At 49.8% G+C, this 19,484-nt stretch carries 16 protein-coding genes, 1 tRNA gene and 5 pseudogenes; 10 read left to right on the top strand and 12 right to left on the bottom strand.

Annotation, left to right across the window (positions count from 1 at the left end):
- The first annotated feature begins 45 nt into the window (after window positions 1–45).
- The 3 genes from AC6I8D_RS04885 (at window position 46) to AC6I8D_RS04875 (ending at window position 2,886) form a co-directional block, all read left to right on the top strand.
- Window positions 46–333 (top strand): YicS family protein, encoded by a 288-nt coding sequence (locus tag AC6I8D_RS04885; RefSeq protein WP_312758169.1) that lies wholly within the window; start codon window positions 46–48, stop codon window positions 331–333.
- A gap of 63 nt (window positions 334–396) precedes the next feature.
- Complete coding sequence (locus tag AC6I8D_RS04880; RefSeq protein ID WP_312053542.1) at window positions 397–1,194, top strand: hypothetical protein; 798 nt, start codon at window positions 397–399, stop codon at window positions 1,192–1,194.
- A 66-nt stretch (window positions 1,195–1,260) separates the two neighbouring features.
- On the top strand, window positions 1,261–2,886 hold the full coding sequence (locus AC6I8D_RS04875) for a mechanosensitive ion channel family protein (protein ID WP_497819724.1): 1,626 nt from the start codon (window positions 1,261–1,263) through the stop codon (window positions 2,884–2,886).
- Window positions 2,887–2,893: 7 nt separating this feature from the next.
- Here the strand turns inward: AC6I8D_RS04875 and AC6I8D_RS04870 are convergent, their stop codons facing one another.
- Entirely contained in the window at window positions 2,894–4,024 is a 1,131-nt protein-coding gene (locus AC6I8D_RS04870) for a GGDEF domain-containing protein (RefSeq protein WP_497819723.1), read from the bottom strand.
- Between the two features lie 384 nt (window positions 4,025–4,408).
- Window positions 4,409–4,630, bottom strand: a complete 222-nt coding sequence (locus AC6I8D_RS04865; protein ID WP_497819722.1) for a hypothetical protein — start codon at window positions 4,628–4,630, stop codon at window positions 4,409–4,411.
- Between the two features lie 378 nt (window positions 4,631–5,008).
- Between AC6I8D_RS04865 and AC6I8D_RS04860 the strand changes: the two are divergent.
- A pseudogene (locus AC6I8D_RS04860) lies at window positions 5,009–5,686 on the top strand (substrate binding domain-containing protein); the annotation flags it as partial.
- Window positions 5,687–6,231: 545 nt separating this feature from the next.
- Here the strand turns inward: AC6I8D_RS04860 and AC6I8D_RS04855 are convergent.
- The 7 genes from AC6I8D_RS04855 to AC6I8D_RS04825 all read right to left on the bottom strand — a co-directional run bounded on the left by AC6I8D_RS04855 (window position 6,232) and on the right by AC6I8D_RS04825 (window position 13,694).
- Window positions 6,232–7,299: an alcohol dehydrogenase catalytic domain-containing protein gene (locus tag AC6I8D_RS04855; RefSeq protein WP_497819721.1), complete on the bottom strand. Its 1,068-nt coding sequence runs from the start codon at window positions 7,297–7,299 to the stop codon at window positions 6,232–6,234.
- A gap of 89 nt (window positions 7,300–7,388) precedes the next feature.
- Entirely contained in the window at window positions 7,389–8,567 is a 1,179-nt protein-coding gene (locus AC6I8D_RS04850; protein WP_497819720.1) for an MFS transporter, read from the bottom strand.
- Window positions 8,568–8,724: 157 nt separating this feature from the next.
- On the bottom strand, window positions 8,725–9,561 hold the full coding sequence (locus AC6I8D_RS04845; RefSeq protein ID WP_497819719.1) for a sugar phosphate isomerase/epimerase family protein: 837 nt from the start codon (window positions 9,559–9,561) through the stop codon (window positions 8,725–8,727).
- Window positions 9,562–9,566: 5 nt separating this feature from the next.
- The gene (locus tag AC6I8D_RS04840) at window positions 9,567–10,310 is read right to left on the bottom strand and encodes an SDR family NAD(P)-dependent oxidoreductase (protein WP_497819718.1); all 744 of its coding nucleotides are present in this window, start codon (window positions 10,308–10,310) and stop codon (window positions 9,567–9,569) included.
- Between the two features lie 20 nt (window positions 10,311–10,330).
- Window positions 10,331–11,452 carry an alcohol dehydrogenase catalytic domain-containing protein gene (locus AC6I8D_RS04835; protein WP_497819717.1) on the bottom strand — a complete coding sequence of 374 codons (1,122 nt, stop codon included), beginning with the start codon at window positions 11,450–11,452 and terminating at the stop codon, window positions 10,331–10,333.
- Window positions 11,449–12,471 carry an ROK family protein gene (locus tag AC6I8D_RS04830; protein ID WP_312053528.1) on the bottom strand — a complete coding sequence of 341 codons (1,023 nt, stop codon included), beginning with the start codon at window positions 12,469–12,471 and terminating at the stop codon, window positions 11,449–11,451. The genes AC6I8D_RS04835 and AC6I8D_RS04830 overlap by 4 nt, the downstream gene beginning before the upstream one ends.
- Window positions 12,468–13,694, bottom strand: coding sequence for a sedoheptulose 7-phosphate cyclase (locus AC6I8D_RS04825; protein ID WP_497819716.1), 1,227 nt, complete (start codon window positions 13,692–13,694; stop codon window positions 12,468–12,470). Before AC6I8D_RS04825 ends, AC6I8D_RS04830 begins: the two co-directional genes overlap by 4 nt.
- Before the next feature lie 237 nt (window positions 13,695–13,931).
- On the opposite strand from AC6I8D_RS04825, the gene AC6I8D_RS04820 reads away from it, so the two are divergent.
- Complete coding sequence (locus tag AC6I8D_RS04820) at window positions 13,932–14,810, top strand: LysR family transcriptional regulator (protein WP_312053525.1); 879 nt, start codon at window positions 13,932–13,934, stop codon at window positions 14,808–14,810.
- Between the two features lie 491 nt (window positions 14,811–15,301).
- On the opposite strand, the gene AC6I8D_RS04815 is transcribed toward AC6I8D_RS04820, so the two are convergent.
- Window positions 15,302–15,802, bottom strand: a complete 501-nt coding sequence (locus AC6I8D_RS04815; RefSeq protein ID WP_312053523.1) for a hypothetical protein — start codon at window positions 15,800–15,802, stop codon at window positions 15,302–15,304.
- 630 nt (window positions 15,803–16,432) lie between these two features.
- Here AC6I8D_RS04815 and AC6I8D_RS04810 point away from each other — a divergent pair.
- From AC6I8D_RS04810 to AC6I8D_RS04790, 5 genes and pseudogenes are all read left to right on the top strand, one after another.
- Window positions 16,433–16,838 (top strand): annotated as a pseudogene (locus AC6I8D_RS04810) (hypothetical protein).
- Between the two features lie 42 nt (window positions 16,839–16,880).
- Window positions 16,881–17,504: a hypothetical protein gene (locus tag AC6I8D_RS04805; protein WP_312053522.1), complete on the top strand. Its 624-nt coding sequence runs from the start codon at window positions 16,881–16,883 to the stop codon at window positions 17,502–17,504.
- 72 nt (window positions 17,505–17,576) lie between these two features.
- A pseudogene (locus AC6I8D_RS04800) lies at window positions 17,577–18,320 on the top strand (NAD(P)/FAD-dependent oxidoreductase); the annotation flags it as partial.
- A 15-nt stretch (window positions 18,321–18,335) separates the two neighbouring features.
- Window positions 18,336–18,590, top strand: a pseudogene (locus tag AC6I8D_RS04795) (cupin domain-containing protein); the annotation flags it as partial.
- A pseudogene (locus tag AC6I8D_RS04790) lies at window positions 18,568–18,741 on the top strand (integrase); the annotation flags it as partial. The pseudogenes AC6I8D_RS04795 and AC6I8D_RS04790, both read left to right, overlap by 23 nt.
- A 15-nt stretch (window positions 18,742–18,756) precedes the next feature.
- On the opposite strand, the gene AC6I8D_RS04785 reads toward AC6I8D_RS04790, so the two are convergent.
- Window positions 18,757–18,833 (bottom strand) — tRNA-Arg (locus AC6I8D_RS04785).
- Between the two features lie 94 nt (window positions 18,834–18,927).
- Window positions 18,928–19,431, bottom strand: a complete 504-nt coding sequence (locus AC6I8D_RS04780) for a DUF1198 family protein (RefSeq protein ID WP_497819715.1) — start codon at window positions 19,429–19,431, stop codon at window positions 18,928–18,930.
- Window positions 19,432–19,484: the final 53 nt, after the last annotated feature.

Genomic DNA, 19,484 nt, shown 5'->3' with positions numbered 1-19,484 from the left:
GGTTTATCCGGAATTAAACAGGCCAAAACGGGCCGGGAGGCATGCATGAAATACCTGATACCGATTCTGGTAACGCTGCTGCTGTCACCAACGGCAGCACTGGCTAATTCCGCCTATGAAAATCTGGCCTTTGCGCTGAGGCAGCAGAAGATCACCGATGAGCTGCGGCAAAAATGTCAGATACCGGCGTCTGTATCTGATGAACAGTTACGGGCTCGCTTCCTGAACAGTACCCATGATAACTCCGCCGTGCTGTCAGCAGTGAAAGCGCTGTCTGAAAATAATCAGCCGCGTTATCAGACCTTCCTGAGCCAGGTTAACTGTCCTGAATGACGAAAACAGCCTGGGGCAGCCACGCTTCCGGGAAACCCATTAAACGTGAGCCGGAGTGTGACTATGTCAGGTCATTTTGGTAAGGCATGGATTCTCGGGATGTTGGCACTCAGCCAGGGAGCCGTTAGCGCGGAAACTAACGAGCCGCGCGACAAGCTGGATGACGATCCAACAAAGGTGACCACCAAAGCAGGCGTCTCATGGTCAGATACCTACGACCTGGACGACAGCAATCTCTCGTTTTCCGGCTCGGTGGCGCTGGATAAGGCGAAGAAGCTGAATGCGCGGGTTAACAGCGATGCCAGTGAATGGCGGATTGGCGGTTCCTGGCTGTTTCCGGTGGGAATTATCAACTTTAACTTTGGCAAAAACGAGTACACCAACGGTGCTACCCAGACCAACTATTCTGTCGGCACCTTCGTCCCGCTCAGCTATTTCGGCATTGAACCGGCAGGCTTCCAGATATTCCCGATGGCTGGCTATACCTATAACACCGGGGAGATAACCGGCTGCAGTACCGGTAATCCGGCTGACTGCAAAGCGCCTCAGTTCGCCGACGCGATTCCCTCAGAGTATGGTTTCAGCACCATCACCACCTCCGGCAGCAGCGGCTATCTGGGCGCGTTCACGCTGCGGCCCCTGACGCCGGACATCACGATACTCGGCTTTGCGGCAGGATCGTATGGCTCGAAAAATGATGAGGGTGAGAATTACCGTGGGTACTTCGGTGGGCTGGGGATGGGATACCGGTTTGACGCCCACAGTTCCGTTAACCTGCTGACTTTTGTTATGGACAACAATACCTATCTGGACGATCCGGACTCGCGCTTTCTGGTCTCTTATACCTGGCAGTTTGAGTAGCTGATGAAGAGTGGCTGCCAGGCTGAAGCTCAGCCCGGCCGGCAATGAAACCGTTGCGGAGGCGAAATGTTCAAACCTTTGGTGTATTTAGCCTGCTGGCTGATGTTTTTCACCTCGCAGGGGGCAACCGGCGCGGAACCGCGTCAGGCGCCATCGCCGCAGGAGCAGGCACGCACCCTGTACCTGCTCAATCAGCCGGTTGTGATGCTACAGGCAACATTTGGCCTCACCACTCCCGAAGAACGGGTACAGCGGATCGTGACGCTGTTGCGATCGCTCAATGATGATGACCTGACGCAGCCGGTAGAAACGCATAACGTGACGCGTTACCGGCAGCCGGCTGTGCTTTTTTCAATTAACGGCAAACCCTTTATGCTGCTGGCGCAGGGCGATCTGGATGAAGGCGATGACCTGTCACTCGCGCAGGCGGCGGAACGCATCCGGCTGCGGCTGGATGCCCTGCGCCTCTCACTGGGAGAACAATACTCTTCCGGTTATCTTCTGCTTTCTGCGGTGAAGAGCCTGGCGGGCGCGATGCTGCTGGCGTTGTTTATGCTGTTTGCCATCCGCTCCTATGGCTGGCTGAAGCGGCGCTATGCCGCCCGACGCACCCAGCGGAAAAGCATTATCCCCGGCGCACTGCGCGCCTTCCTCGGTCCGATTGAGGTACGGCTGTATGCCACGCTGCTGACCGCGGCTTTCTTCGTGGCCTTTTACCTTTGGGTGAGCTGGGTATTGCGGCTGTTTCCCTGGACAAGGATCTGGGGCATGGAGCTGGGCGGGTATGCAACAGGCCTGCTGCAGCGTCTGGGGATGGCAATATTTTCTGCGCTGCCAGGCCTGCTGATTGTCGTCATCATCGTCCTGATTACGGCGCTGGTGACGCGCTTAATCAGGCTGGTACTAAGGCGGGTTGAGACCGGACAGTTACGTCTGCCGGGCCTGCATCCGGACACGGTGGGGGTGACACGTAAACTGATCGGCGTGGTCATCTGGTTATTCGCGCTGTCAGCGGCGTATCCCTTCCTGCCGGGCGCCAATTCGCTGGCCTTCAAAGGGATCAGCGTGTTCTTCGGCCTGATGCTGACGCTGGGTTCGGCTGGCGTGATGAACCATGCCATGAGCGGGCTGGTGCTGACCTACTCGCGGGCACTGCGCAAAGGGGAAGTGATCAGGATTGCCGATCATGAGGGCGTGGTCAGTGAAGTGGGCATGCTGGCCACCAAAATTCTGACCCGCGAGAATTATGAAGTCACGGTGCCCAATGCGGTGGTGGTCAGCGGCAGGATAGTCAATCTGAGCGCCACGCTAAAAGGCGAAGGGGTCAATATGACCACCAGCGTCACCATTGGCTACGACACGCCGTGGCGACAGGTTGAGGCGATGCTGGAACTGGCTGCCAGCCGCACCGCCGGTATTAATCACGACATCGCGCCGCTGGTGCGCCAGCTGGCACTTCAGGACTGGTATGTGGCGTATGAGCTTCAGGTCCGGCTCCGACCGGGAGAGTCGCTGGCCGGCGTCAGGAGCCTGCTCCACGGCCATATACAGGATGTGTTCAGTGAATTTGGCGTACAGATTATGTCACCGAATTTTATCAGCCAGCCTGAGCAGCCGGTTACCGTGACAACCTCGGACTGGTTTGCGCCGCCGGCGCATAAAGATATCACGAACCCTTCACCACCAGGTTAAGTCGGGTTTACGTTAGCCACCGGTTACGGCCCTGCTGTTTTGCCCGATAAAGCGCCTCATCCGCTCTGGCAATCACACTGGCTACGCTATCCCGACTGGCTGACAGCGCGATGCCCATGCTGACGGTAACCGTTTCGCTCACTGCTGAGGCAGCATGTGGCAGTGCCGCTTCACCCAGGCCTGCCTGAATACGATCAGCAACCCGCGCAGCTTCATCCACAGAGGCCGCGGGCAGCACAACCACAAACTCTTCGCCCCCGTAACGCGCCACCAGATCCGCTGGCGTCCGAACGGATGATTTCAAAACATCGGCCACTTGCGCCAGGCATGCATCTCCCGCCTGATGGCCGTAGTGATCGTTATAACGTTTGAAATAGTCCACATCGAGCATGATCAGCGCAAACGGCACGGCCTGCCGCAGAGCATCATCAAGAAAGCGTTCCATCAGCCGTCGGTTCGCGGTGCCGGTCAGTGCATCCTGATGTGCCATAACATCAAGCCGGGCAATCAGCATCCGGTTCTCCTGATAACGTAACCAGGCTTCATCAAACCAGCGCTGCAGGATAACGCGACCATAAATAAGAATGGCGGTGAGCGTTAGCCAGACCAGTAAAAAGCGGATATTCAGCCGCTGGTTAAGCAGCACGCTGGCTAACAGCGCGGTCAGCCATAGAGGGACGATAAAAAGTAATAAGGCGGGAGGATGATAATACAGCGCGGCCAGCGCGGTGAGCATGAGAATGACGCTGAGCGGCCAGGCAAAAGGCAGCTGCCACCAGACGATAAAGCAGTAGCTACAATAACTCCACATCGCACCGAGAATCAGCAATAACACCGCGCTTAACGTTATTAAGCGCGCAGGTCGACGGTAAACGATAAGGAGTAACAGCAGCGACAGCGCGATAATCGCACCCGCAGTGAGATCTATTAACGGCAATATGTCAGCGTGCGCGCCGATCGACAGGTCAAAGTCACGAATAAGAACATGGCGAAACAAAATGATCAGAGCAAAGCTGACATTCACAAAGGCAAACCACGGAATGCTCACCGATAGCGCCTGTCTGACCATATCCTGATGGTCCTGCCACACTCTGGCTGTATTTACGCTGCGGCGCCTGTTACCCGAATTCTGCACCATCCCTGATAGCCTCAAAAATAATGAAGTATTACTTTCCAGTGTAATTCACAACTGGCCCGGCGGCGGAAAATGTCCGGGCTGGCGGGCTACGCCTTATCAAGGGAGGGAGGATGTCGGATACCGACAGCACTCAGCGGAGGTTCAGCATGCGTTTTTCCACAGTGACGGGTAATACCGGGTTAAGCCTCGGTAAGCAGGCTGTTAGTTCTCCTGCCCTGGCCGCGCCTCACTTTATCGGCAATGCATAACGGATATGCCTTCATCATTGCCTGATGCCATTCCGTGGTTTTAAAGCCTGGCCAGCCAGCGACTGAAGTCTGACTGGAATCAGTCGCGGCTGACCGGGGTTAATTTAAAGCAGGCTGTGACAGACGATGACGGCTGTTATTTCTGACTTTGTTGCTGACTCTCTGCTTCTTTTTGTTTTTTCTTAGCCATGTGATGGCCGACAGCGCAGCCGGCAGCAGCACCTGCAACACCGTGATGCGCAACATGGCCAGCGACACCTCCAACAGCAGCGCCTTTCAGGCATCCCTTCGCCTCAGCCTGCATGCTCATGCTGAAAAGCAGGCCAGCGGCCATAATGCCGAACGTTAACTTCTTCATATTTATTTCTCCATGTAATAACTGGCGTGTTCCAGCTACCTACCAGCATAGCCAGTTAAAATCTGACGCCTTGCCAGAATGGATAAAACTAAAACCTGGTTACCTGTCGTTACGTTTAACCCTGACCCACCGGGATAATCAGGCGCTTTGCGGGTGATCACATCAGGCAGTTTCCCTGCCCGGTAAACACGTCACGTGGCTGAAGGCACCGCGCCCTCCCCTGCCGGCTTTTCTGAGGATCGCACCTCAGTCCAGGACGCTCTGATCATTCAGCGTTGCCCCCATAACGTGACTAATAATGATCTGCAATTTTGTTTTTAAATCGCATGCCCGTTCTTCAGGTCTTAGTGCCCCTGAACGGTCAATCCTACCAGCCGGATAGAACTCGCCTCGCAGGCTGCGGCCAATGAAACCAAACCGCAGGGACCACGGTGTATTGCTACTACAGCCGCGTTTGGTCGGTACGTTCTGGCCACCCTTATGCCCGCTATCAAAGCATCCTTCCCCGATATAGATATCGAACTGAGCGCTACCGATCGCAACGTCGATCATCGGCTGGAAGGCGTCGACGTCAGTATCCGCATTGAGGCGCAGCTGAATGATCAACTGATCGCCAGAAAAATCGCGTCATTGCCGTTTATATTCTGCGCAGCTCCCGCTTACCTTGACCGTGCTGGCACGCCTCAGACACTCGCAGAACTTAGCCAGCACGCCTGCCTGGTTTTCCGCTATCCAACCGACAGACGGTTTCTGCCATGGACGTTTATGGTCAACAGACAACCTGTCAATGCAAAACCTGACCCCAGCTTCATCAGTGATGATATTGATATTATTGCAAAAATAGCAGTCAACGGGGGCGGCATTGCTCGTCTGGCGAGCTTCGTTGCTCAGCCGTTGATAGACAGTGGTCAGTTAAGACCGTTGTACTGGTCAGGGCACAATGGCGAGAGCAGCGTTGAGTCCCTGCCGATGAATATCTATGCCTGCGTCACCGAACGTTCGGCACTTAATGCGAAAGTTCGGGCATTTATTGAGTTTTTAGAAGCTGCGATTTGAGACAAGGCCGCTTTTAACGGGCAAAAGGTAGCGTAAAAATTGCCTGGTGATGGCTTTTCTACCGGTCTCACCCTGGGCATTGCGGCTCTTACCGACTGCCAGATTGCCAGAGACTTATCACTCAGGTCTGGCACGGCAATTATGTCCGGATCACACTCATCAGCCGCACGGCCTGCGAACGGATCTCTTCCCTTTTCATCCGTGAATAGATTTACCGGCTGCAGGTCGTGCGCACGGCACTTTGGCTCCCCGCTATCATTCATCCGGGTACTGGTGAAAAGACGATTTGATCGCCCTCACGCTTCACCTTAAGTTCTGCGCCCAGCGCTGCCCGGAATTAGCGTGAACATTAATCTCCTTAAGCCTCGTTTTTTCCTGAATGGTGAGCCACCAGCTGCCTGCACAGCTGGCGCTTTTTGTTTGTTACTGTTTCCCCTGTCCGCTATGAGCGAAATAGGAATTTTCGAAGGCATACTTATATTGGGGTGTATTAAGTGATGCAGATCAGTTCTGCACAATAAATTTCTCCCTGACAATGAATAACATCATTCAAGGTTTATTCTTACCACGACTTTACCCGGATAATCATGCTCGCCAGCGGCTACTCTCATCACAAGATCAGCGAAATCATCAAACTCAATAACAGTGGAAACCAGACTCTCTAATGGAAATTGCTGTGGATAGTTGGCATGAAGGCGAAAACTTTCTTCATAATCTTCCTTGTAACAACCATATGCGCCGCAAATCCGTAAAGCTTGCCCCTGATACTCGGTTTCCCGAATGAGCTCTTTTCTTCGGATAATATCTATATCAACCTCGGTGGTCAGAAATTTATCACCTTCACGCGTTCCTCCGTAGATCAACACAGTACCACTACTGGCAGTTAGATCAGCGGCCATTGCCAGTATATCTTGTGAGACAATAGTCGATACAACCATGACAATATCAAATTCGTTTGCATGATCCTTTGCGTTATCTAGTGAAAAAATTTCATCTTCACGCAGCAGTAGTTTTTCCTGCGCGAAATCACGTCTCATTTTGCCCCGGTTAAAAATGGCAACTGACGCACCTAAATGTTTCGCATACATTGCAAACATGGTCCCGGAACAACCGGCCCCTATTATACCGACCTTTTTCCCCTGCAGATCTGTGGCCTTAGTGAGCGTTAACAATTTCTGAGTTGCATGAACGATGCATGCCATGGGCTCTGGCATCCAGATGTGATGGATAATATCTTGCTGAGGAACTCTGATGACGGCCTGGTCCAGTTGCTCTGCAGAGCCATTAATAAACACGTATTCCGCAAAACCTGTGGTTCGGTCTGGTGTAATGTTGGGATTGAAAGTCACCAGTTCACCTTCCTGAAATCCGCTACTCGTGCCGCCAAATACCACTGTTCCTACCAACTCATGACCAAAAAGAGGCCCCCTGTCTGATGGAACGTCCCGTGAGCCTATGATTTCTTTGACGTCTGCACGACAAATACCGATATAGTCTGGCCGTATAACGACACTATTTTCATTGAGGGTATGTCGTGGAAATTTTTTAGTGGCGTTTCTGACAATGCCATTCGCGAGTTCAGCTGTTTTATACGTCGTAGGTAAATAAGACATGTTCATTCCTGAAATCAAAATTCAATAAGATTGTTGCCTCTCTAACGTTAACCACGGGTAGAAAGGCAAACATTATTTTTATTTACCGGTTACGATTCAAGCGCCGGCGTAAGAGATTGACGACTGAGACGCCATGCAAACAAAGTGATAACCAGACTAATTGCCGCAAGCAGGGCTGCGGCCAGGGGGACTGCGCGAATACCGAAACCAAAATCAAGTACAGTGCCACCCATCCAGGCACCTAATCCGTTACCAAGATTAAAGGCTGAGACATTTACTGACAGCGCGAGCGTCGGAGCTGCAACTGCCAGTGACTGAATGCGCGCCTGCAGGGAAGGAATAATTGAAAATCCAATTGCGCCGAACAGGAAAAGAGTGATCGCTGAAAGCACCGGCACCACGCTGGTCATCCAGAAAATAACCAGCACAATGACCAGGCTGCTCAGTACTATTGTCACACCGCGCATCACGTGTTTATCCGCCAGTCTGCCGCCCGCGAAGTTACCCATGATCGCACCGATACCGAAGACGACTAAAAGCGCGGACACGGCAGAAGGTGAGAAATGGCTGATGTCCATTAACAGTGGCACAACGTAGGTCGAAGCTGTAAATACGGCCCCTTGTGCCAGCACCGTTGTAATCACCGCAAAGATAAACGTCGGATTGCCCAGCGAGCTCAATTCACGACGCATTGCCCCGGGTTTAGACTGTTCAGCCTGCGGTAATTTTGCTGGCATAAATACTGCAATCAATGCCATTGAAATCATGGCAACAATCACGATAGCCACAAAAGTCGCACGCCAGCCAAGGTTTTGGCCAATGAACGTGCCCAAAGGCCCGCCTAACGCGTTTGCAAGATTAAAGCCAAGCGCAATTTTTGCCATGGCGGAGCCCTGTTTACCGGGGGGAGATAGCGTAGCGGCGAGGCTGAAGGCAACAGCCACAAATGTCCCATGGCTTACTGACGTGAGAATGCGCGCCGCCATCAGCATTTCATAATCAGATGCCAGTACCGCCCATACATTGCCAATGATAAATGGCACCATTAAGCCCACAACCAGTGTCTTACGAGGAACACGGGAAGTGAGGAGTGTAACAAACGGGCCAATTATCGTTACGCCTAATGCGTATCCCGTTACCAGCAGGCCGGCATCTGGGAGAGTAACCGCCAGATCTGATGACACCACAGGTAACAGCCCTGAAATAATAATTTCCGCTGTTCCCAGACAAAAGACTCCTAACATCAGCGCAAATAGCGTGATAGGCATAAATAAACTCCTCGAAAATTTTTATGTCGAAACCCAATTATTAACCTGACAGTAACGACATTATTAAAATGCAGGAAAAAAACCTCATTTAAATGAGAACCAGCCAAATAACATTTACAATTAAGAAAATTCGCTGACGTTCAATCTCTCAACGGAATCACCCATCATACTTCTGCATCAACTCAGAACCCCCGCACCTGTTTTGGGTAACCGAGGGTCTTATCGCGTATTTTTTCAACCAACAGATATCACTTTTAAGACGTGAAATAACGCCATCCCGGTAGTCATTTTCCAGGACTAACGTACTGACGAAACTTTCTTTGTTATTGAGCGAGTTAATAACGTCAAGAATAATCTGGTCGCTGCACGTTAGTGGCGAATTTTCATCCATAACTTTAATGTGTATTTGCGGAGCAATTAAATTTGCAGCCACTTTTACTACACCCAGAGGAGATTGCCCTACTTTTAAAGGGTTACCTGTATCAAGAACCACGCGAAAGTTGGCTGAATTAACCATTCGGATAAGTTTCAGCAAATTGTCAGGGTTAAGCACATTTTCTGTTGCCAGTAAAAGTCCTCGTTGCAGTGCCTGGCTACACGCCCAGTGTAATACCTCTGCCGTTCTGACTAATTCAGTCTGATTAGTGATCTCACTGCGGCGAAAACTGGGAAAAAACACCAGCCCTGCTCCCAACTTATCAGCGGTATCAATAGCTCTGGAGATAATATTTCTTACCTCCCGGGACGCAGAACTGGCTGGCTCAGCACACAGACCAATATCATTAAGTACATTTGCCGACACAGCCAGTAAATGAACCTGGGTTTCAGTAAGTGCTTCACTTATGGCTTTCAATGTTTGCGGATTGTCCAGCCATGGCGACCTGCCCGGTCCGCCCAGGTCCAGCTGAATCCCTTCAACGCCAACCTCAGCAGCGAGGTAAATGGCATCCCGGCCACTCACAGGCAGTCGCCAGTCTGCTAAACCAATGTTCATCGGCGTCACAGCCTGCTCCGATCGCTCTGTGATGCTGGTTTCGTTTCCTGGACAGGCTGCCAGTGGCCATTGGCCTGAACCATTAAGCTTGCACCATTGATGAACTGATTCTGATTTGTGATCAGCTCCACCGCGATTCGGTCAAAACTCTCCGGTCGCATGTAACCTGAGTAATCGAAATCAGATGGACGGCGACGGCGAATGCCCGCAGAATCAACCATTCCTGCTGGAAGCGCAGAAATAAAGCGGACCTTTGCTGGATCTTCTTCCTGGCTCAGCGAGTCAATCAGTGAAGCGCAAGCCGCTTTCGTTGCGGCGTAACCTGAACGCCCGGGCCCACCGTTATATACCACCTCAGAAGAGACATTCAGAAACAGACCCGGCAACGATTGACGTAGCGAAGGTAACGTTGCCTGCAGCGTCAACCATAGCCCGTTTAAATTGACCTCAAGTTGCTGGCGCCATTCGGTTAACGCGGTCTCTGAAAATAAAGAGCGACGATCACCATAGTACACAGCCGCATAACACACGGCCTGCAAAGGACCGGTGGCGGCCTCGGCCAGCGCTGCTTGTACAGCCTGATGGTCCATAAGATCTACTGACATCCAGCGAATTTTCCCCTGGTTTGATGGCGGATTCCGACTGAGAACTGTGACTTCCAGACCGGCACTGGACCAGGCTTCTGCTATCGCTTTGCCAATCCCGGTTGAACCTCCAACCACTAGCGCCTGACGACCCGTTATAGACATAATTTAATTGCTCCTTCTTATTAAGTTTCCGTGCTGAATTGCACCGCAAGTTTTATTAACCTGCGACCATCGAATTGTCGCTCCGTTGATGATGCAAGGTGCGTCATCACATCAGCGGCCTTTTCCAGAGAAAGAGTATGCGTAATGAGAGAACTGTAGCGTTCAGGCTGTTTCATTAGTTCCTCTGCAGCGCTTCTCAAATGACGGTTAGCTACGCCACGCTGGCCAACTAGCTGGACGGTTTTGGCATGATTGGTTTGATGTGTCTGAACCACACCGGGCATGGGCTTACCGCCACAATTCGCTGCTCTGATTTGACTTAAGAGGACACCAGGTAACAAAGGCGTAGCAGCATCTGCTGGTAACCCCCCCAGTAAATTTATCCTGACTTCTCCACGAATGTAGCGGAGTGCAGTTTCGAGACACGCCAGAGTCGCATTACGTGGCGTAGCGATCAGCACCGCAACACGTGCACCTTCCGAAAGTGAAGAGAGTAATGCCGTACCTGCTGCATTATTCAAAACGCATTGTGCAGCACCCGCTTCAAAACGCCTGCTCCATGCCATGCCTTGTTCAGTATGGTGCAGATGCTGGATGCGTATTCCAGCCACCAGTTTGTCAGCCGCAGCCCGAACTGCCAGATGGCCTATTACACCATCACCAAATACCACCAGCGTGTCTGGGTTGTGGTCTGACAATAATTCAAAGGCATAATGTACCGCCGCAAGCGGTTCCAGCAGGGTCGCCGTCGCGGAATGGTGAACGGTGCTCAGCGGCATAACCAGGCCATCGCGTACTGCGATCGCAGGAATCAGTACATTTTCCTGGAGCAGGCCTTCGACATTGTGACCCAACAGAAATGCAGGATCGCTGCGATGCGTTGGATTGATGCAAACCAGCGTTCCAGGTGCCAGATTGGCCGGGACATCTTTGCCTACCTCAGTCACACGTGCGATACCTTCATGCCCGAGGATCAGGCTAGGATCATCACGAAGTCCGCGTAACATCTGGATATCTGTTCCGCATAAACCTGCGTATATAGGGCTGACTGTAAGTTCATAACCCTCTGGTTTGCGGGTTGACCTGTCCATCACCACGACTTTACCGTCATGGCGAACTAACGCTCTGTGCCACTGACTCATTGCCAGGCTCCAAAGGTAGCGGCAACCCCCGCGCCAGCAAGACAGTCTGCTGGCGCTACCACAATACGTGTTGCTATCCAGTCAAAATCCAGATGGCTGGTCAGGTACAAACCCGCAGTGCGCAAATGTTCTAGAATCGCAGATCTGTAGTGTTCACCCAGCGAAACTGCAACGCCTCCGGTGATGACAATTTTATCTAAATCCGGGTCAAGACAGAGTGCAGTGCGAAGAACATCAGCAACAGGTAATGTCACCGCCCTGAGCAGCGCTTTCGCTACCGGGTCATTTGTATGCAGTGCCTTGATGAAGGCCTGTTCAAAATTGTTACCTTCTTCAATTGTTCGCCCAAGCATCGAACCAGCCCATTGCTGCGGTTGCCGAACTTTAAAGAGATCCGCCATTCTTGCTATACCGCGCCCCGACGAAAACGAAGAGAGGTGATTTAATTCACCGCAGTCGCACAGCAAATGCACCGCCTCGCCATCCAGGTTCGTGGTTGCCGGAAGATGACCGATTTCTCCTTGCAGGCCACAGGAGTCAAAAGGAATATGCCTTGTCGTTCTGTCTATAGTGCGCGCAGCAATCCCGGTGCTAATTGTCACCAACATGACTTTGCGGTCCTGGGCACACAGTGGCGTGGTAATAACGTGCAGCAAGGCGGCTGTGACATCATTAACGACATGCCATTTGACATCAGGCCGCAGGCGAATCAACTCGCTTTGAAGATCAAAGGGTACATTGTGCGCTCCCCAAAGCGGCGCTGAGGCATAAACCGTTGCATTTCGATGATTCATCGCCGCCCCAAAAGAAATGCCCACTGTTTTATCCTGATCGCAGGCAGGAATTTCAGTTATTGTTTTCACCAGCCGCTGTTGCAATTGTTGAACTGACATATCAGGGTGCTGATGAAAGCTCGGTGTGGTTATGGATTTGCGAGTACCCACACCTTTATCCGCTGACCACTTAGCCCATCGCATGTGAGTCCCGCCAATATCGATCACAGTGGCTGTTTGGGTCATGCTGCTACTTCCCCGCTTAATAAATTTTCGCGACTTTCGAGGAACGCCAGCGCAACAGCAAGCTCATCGCGTGTGATGTCATTGACAAAAGCGACGTTGCCGATACCGTCAGAAAGCGGAATACGCTGTAATCCATCACGATGTTTGATCGTGTCAACGAGGGCTTCTTCCAACAGGGCGAGATTAAAAACAGGATTTGAAGTTGGCAGCCCGCTTTTTTGTATCAGCGATATGGCACGTTCTGTCTCTTCTGCCGTCAGCAGTCCGCGCCCATGAGCAAGCGCAACGCACAGCGCCATATCAACGGCAACCGCTTCGCCGTGCAGCAGCACCGGATTAGCGAGAAGTTCCAGCGACGGGCTGAAGGTATGCCCGAAATCTACGCAACGGGCTAATTCTGCTTCCCAGAGATTTGGTTCAAGTTCTGCCAGCATGCCAGCAATTGAGCGCGTGATAATTTCCTTCATTGCGCAATCTTCTGAGGAAAAAGCTTCCGGAGTCAGATGCAGTGACATCATTTCAAGCAATTCAAACAGAGGCTTATCTTTAATAAGCGCCATTTTAATAATTTCCGCAACACCATTAGAAATATGACGTTGGTTGAGACTTTTAAGAAACGACGGATCGATTAAAGCTGACGTCGGGGCAAAATAGGTTCCCAGACGATTTTTATGATCTCCGTGATTGATACCAGTTTTAATGCCTATACCTGCATCAATCTGACCCATTAACGTGGTTGGAATGCGAAGGTAGGGTATACCGCGACGATAAAGACTAGAGGCAAATCCCACGACATCAAGTAAGACACCCCCACCGATACCGATGACAACCTCACCGCGACGCAATAAACCGGCGTCTGCCATCGCCTCAGCTACCAGAATAGTTGATTCGACATTTTTGTTAATCTCATCTCCTGAGATAACTTTCCAACGGATGTCAAAATTCCAATGTGAGAAGTAAGCTTTGAATTTTTCGCCATAGATTTCATCAACTTTTTTATCTATAACAACCAGGCGTTTGATGCTTGCCTTTAAGTTTTTATCGACATGCTTTGCACAGGCCCGCGCTAAAGATGGATTTTTAAGATTTAATATATCTCTGACAATTGAAACCTGATACTCCACTTCCTGTGTCGCATGCATATGCCATGTTAAATCAGTACTTTTGGCTAGCGGTGCGCGCCGAAAACTTAAAGTATTAGATAGCTGTTGATTTTCGTTCATATTATTCCTTTTGATTTTAGCCAACTATTATTTGCACAACGAGCGATAACATCACTTCGCATTATTAGATTGCTGTCCTACACTTTTAGCTTCCGTGTATAGGCTATTTTTTAACTCGGGGTGTGATATCAATTAACACCACAATGACTTTACATTAACTTACGTTCTGGAATAACCTACCTGCAGTTCCGGACTATGCTGCCAGATTTGGCCGCAATCCAACTTGAGGTACAAAAAATGATCGATTCACTTTCCGCGATTTCGGTGTTCGTGAAGGTGGCGCAAGTGGGGAGCTTTGTATCAGCGGGCCGTGCGCTGGGATTGAGCGCTTCAGCTGTAGGCAAACGGGTGACCAGCCTGGAGAGCAGCGTGGGAGCACAGCTCCTTCAACGCAATACCCGTAGAATTTCTTTGACCTATGAAGGTGAGTGTTTTTTGAACCATGCATTGCGCATTCTTGAGGAAGTCGATCAGATACAAAATGCCATGCTGGTTTCAACCGAGAGCGCCGTCGGAAGATTAAAAATCAGCGTAGCCCCCATCCCGAATCTGTTTAGTGAAAGATTTAATGCTTTTCTTGAAGAACACAGAGAGATAGACGTCGAGTTTGATTTCTCCGACAGGTTTGTCGATCTGGTCGGTGAAAATTTCGACGCAGCCTTACGTGTCGGAAATGATCCTGATGGAAATTTACGCTCTTACTACATTGGTGATATTCAAAGCGTCCTTGTTGCCTCTCCGGATTATCTTTCCATGCATGGTCAGCCAGAAAGTGCAGAAGAACTCATCACTCATACTTTAATTCACTATCGGTCAAGAAATACTGGCATGATTCAAACATGGCCATTACCTGGAATAAAATCTTTACATCTTCCTCAATCGATTATTTGTAACGATATTGAGACTCGCATTAAGCTGGCGCTTAATGGTAATGGCATAGCATATTTACCTTACGTTTCAATAAAAGAACATCTGGAGTCAGGCTCCCTTTGTACGCTGCTGGAGGATAAAATCAGTGATACCAGCACACCGATTTATGTTGTCTGGCCATATGCCCACAGGTATTCGTTACGGCAAAGGTTATTAATTGACTATCTTAAACGATTCAAAATTTGAGCAGGACAAATCTCAAGGGGTTTAACAGACATCTTATTATGATAGTTCAATATCGCAATGCATATCTGGCACCCTTCTGGATAATTAACACACCATTATCATAATGCATAGTAATAATATATTTTTTATTTCCTGTTTTGCGAGGTAATTTTATTTTTTTCTTCTTAGAGAAAATCCATATAAATCTTTTCACATATTTGATGCATTACTGTGTATGGCGTAAGCCAATTTAGATCTCCATGCAAACGCCCTGAATGAAACCGGATGACCTGCCCCTCATTGATTAATACGGTCTGATATTACAAAGGTCCGCTACTGGCACAGAGCGGACTGCCCGGGCGCAAGGTCCACTATGAGCAAAAAATGGACCTGAAGGCGCATTAGTACATAAAAGGCGGTTACAGCGAAGCTGGAGATAATGGGTTTTTACGAACAGAAAATTTTAGTCAGGTATCGAAAAGATACTGTCGTGAAAACCTTATACCCCCTTTTTATCCTGCATCTTCTTCAACATTGTATTTTCGTTGCTCAATATCCCACGGAAGCGCAGGTTGTTTGCGAACAAGTTTTGTTTTTCCTTTTGAGAAGAAATAAGTTCTGAGTTCTAAAAAATGGCGGCCTTTTTTCGGTTGAGGTTCATAAGTGATAAGAAAAAAAATTAAAGGCCTGCTAGCTTCACTCCATATTCTGGTTGCTTTTTCAATAACAATATTGATGTTTTCATGCTGACAATACGAGATGAACGTGGAGAAATAGCACTTGTCGTTTTTTTCAAGCAGTTTGTCTAATTCGTTAACACTGTCTCTATCTGCCTGATTATACTCCCACTCAACATAGGTTAAAATTTGATTATCTGGGTATCGTAAAACCGCATCGGTACGCCCGCACTGTTCAAAAAACGTTCTCGCGCCCATCAACTTTGCACACTCTCGCATGACCAGGCCAACATGAATGGTCCAGTTAGATCGGTTGATATATTCACCTTTGAACACAGGAAAATCTTGATACCACACACAATTAAACAGACAGATGAAATCGCGCTCTACTCGCTTCAACGCAAGCCTCTTTTTCAATAAATGATTTGTAAACTGATAAGTAATATCTGATATCGGCTATTCATAACTATACTTTAGGATTTTAATGTCCGGGTCCGGATTTATGTGCTCTTTAGCTGTCAAATCGAATTTATTTCACTCTTATTACTTATTCAGAGTTGATCAACCTGCCACGAAGTGAATCAAGTCCGCTTATGGCACAGAGCGGACGTCCGGCATGAGCTTTCCTGAGTAGCAGTTAACATCAGGCTAAGAATTAAGCACAATACTGGCAGTATCCTGTCCTTGTTGCCCCACCCTTTTTCGGCAACTGATCATTGTTATGTCTTAATTGTTGATTGATACCAATCGGAGGCTTACAAGCCTGACCAGTCAGCGACGACAGTTTTTGCTGACAGCTATGCTGTATGGCCTTCATATCACCCTATAGCAATGTTTCGTTAAGCGTTTTGTTTTAAGGGATTTAGTGGACTTCAGAAGAGGATAACAGGAGAGAAAATTGGCCCCTACAGGATTGAATAGTAAATCATATGTGCATGTTATTTAGTTATTTTTCCTTGTTATGTAATTACACATACCCCCAAATGTTTTTGTGACCTCAAAGTCATTAGCTCTTCCAGTGGCGATAAAACCGCATGGCTTGTCGATGCCATCCGACACAAACTGAACCGTCCAGAGAATAACCCTAATGCTCGCTTAATGTCATTGGTGGAGCGGATGGAAGTAGCTGCCGCTGCTCTTATCGTCGGTAAGCAGGGTGTACCGGGTTCGCCATATGACGAACAGGAGGTGATCCGCATCATTGCTGAGACTATCAATCAGGGCTTTGACAATGCTCGCATCATCGCAGAGCGGCTTAACGATGCAGGCTATCAGACGAAAGCTGGTAAGGCGTGGACTAAAGATATATAGCGCATGGAAACGTCAGGCAGACCATAAAGCTAAAGTCGATGCGACCATGCCCGGAAATTAGTAACCTGAACGGGTAGGCTTGTTGATGTTGCATGGATGAAAAATGAAAAGACGCTTTTGGCTAGTTCCAGGTATTGTGTTTGTTACTGTGTTTTTTGGAATGAAAGCTTTATTGGGAGGTGGGTGTTCAGATGGCTGGCAGTCACCTTCAATTGGTATACAGGGAGCTTGCTCACACCATGGCGGCGTAGGAAGCGGAGGGGGAATATCGCTTATTTGTGCCTTAGCCTTGGCTGGCTATAGCTTTTACAGATTAGACAAAGAGGAAGCCGAGAAAAACCGCAGGAACTATCAATTATCAAAGCAGAATGAATGGCTTAGGCTTGATCTAACCTCAGCACCATTCAATCCACAGGAACACTATTCAATTACGGGAAATGCCCTTTCATATACCTACATAAGGCGCATTGGTTCTGAGCCTGAATCTTTAACGGTTACCATTAGCGATGCGGATTCAAGCAAAATAGAGAAGTTAGCCCTCACTTTAGCTTCACAGAGCCATGCCACGTCTATGCTGGTTCTCGATGGTCTTGATGTTTCCTTAACCATGAATATCGGTAAGTTAACAACCTTCCAGGTACACCAGATTTCAGATATTGGTTCTTTGGGGAACGCAGCTGTCTTTCTGATTGAGACGCTCGATAAGCATTTACACTCTAACGCTTAATATTTCTTCTTTCAGCTGGCTTATGCAATTTGAACCCAGACCCGGTAACTCTTTTACGGTGTCTGTAGTGGCACACTGAACATGCTGCTGGGATCGGCCCAGGCCGCGACCTCATTGGGCGTGAAAATTTATGAATCTTCGCCCGTAGTGGAGGTGGAGTACGGCAAACAGGTACGTGTCCGCACGGCGATGGGTAGCGTACGCGCCGCTAAACTGCTCTGGGCGTGCGATAGCTTCCTCAATAATCTTGAATTGGAAATTCATAACAAAACGCTGGTGACGTACTCTGATCAGATTGCTACCGAGCAGCTTTCAGATGAGCTGGTGGAACGCCTTAGCCCTATCCGCGACGCATTCAGCGATATTCGTCACGTAATCAATTATTACCGTCTGACCCGCGAAAACCGCCTGCTGTTTGGCAGTGCCACACGCTTCGTTGAGTACACGCCGCGCGATTTTTCAGCCTGGAATAGCACGTTAATGGTGGAGATTTTCCCTTATCTTCGCGACGTAAAGATCGATTTCGCCTGGGGCGGTCCGATGGCGTGCAGCGCCAACCTGTTCCCACAAATCGGCACCCTGAATCAGCATAACAATGTGTTCTATGTGCAGGGCTACTCCGGTTTTGGTGTTACGCCGTCGCATATCGTTTGCAAAGTGCTTGCGGAGGGCATTAACGGTGGTTCTGCACGCTATGACCTGATGAGCAAAATTCCGCACGCCCGTATTCACGGCCGCGACAGCATGCGTCTGATGCTGGTGACGCCCGACAAGTTATTACATCAAACCGCTGGCTACTGGAAAGGCCGTAGCTAACCGACTGGAGAAAAAATGAAATCGATAAAGTTAAGCGATCCCATTCCTGACCTGTATCCGATTGGCAGCGTCACCCTGCCTGATGATTTATGGCGAACCGCAGGATGCCTTCTCCTGTGGCCTGTTCTCGTCAACGCAAGGCAGTTTCAGCATGACCTATCCATTCACTGAACAGCCACTGTGCTTGAGGGAGAAGTAGAGCTAACGGTCGAAGCCACCAGAGAAAGCACGCGCTACCAGAAAGGCGATATCTGCGCTGCAAGAAATGGGCGGCTGGGAAAGCATTGAAATGGTACAGCGATATGCGCACCTTGCACCTAATCACTTAACGGAGCATGCACGGCAAATTGATGCCATTTTTGGCAGTCGTGTCCCAAATCTGTCCCATGTGGAAAATCTGGTAGTCGGAGGGAAGGCGTAAGTCGATGATTTTATTTGGCACGCCCTACAGGATTCGAACCTGTGACCTACGGCTTAGAAGGCCGGTGCTCTATCCAGCTGAGCTAAGGGCGCATGGAGATGGCACGGATTATACGTCGGGAAGCGGGTACGTCAACGTTTTTGCCGTTCCTCCGCAGCGAAGTGCTGCGGTAATGACCAATTGGCGTCAGTGACGCCTGCGCCATTCGCTGAGCGACACGAATTTACTGTTGTCGGTAAATTCTCCTTCCAGCTCAATCGCTTGTGATGTGAAACGCGCATTGTATTGCTCACGAAGTGCATGTAGCGCCGGGATGTCCGGCTCCAGCTGGCGCAGAAAGCCCAGCGCGAGCAGCAGCTGCTGGCGGCTAATAAGCGGTGGAAAACCGGCACGACTGAGAATCGCATGCCAGCGCTGGCTGTTCTCCTCGCTGCCGTCAACAATCATCACCTGCCAGATCAGCAGTACCGCTGCGCCATTATGCAGATGCGTTTCATTATCGTTGCTGAGATAGTCGGTAAACTCTTTCGCCGCCTCTTTCCCCATCATAGAGAGCATTGATTCCACCTGTACCGGTGGCAGCTGCAGCCGTTTGCTGAGCCGCTGAGCGGCGTGACGTGAGCCAGCGGTGAGCAGCTGAAATCCAGCGACAAACACCACCGCCAGAGTAACAAGCATTATCCAAATCATTACATCGTCCCCTGATTGTCCTGCAGATATCATACGCATGCAGGCCGGCACTC

The organism is Pantoea sp. X-Soil-MYKO-1785 (assembly GCF_059730675.1).
This window is presented reverse-complemented; position numbering and strand designations above follow the sequence as displayed.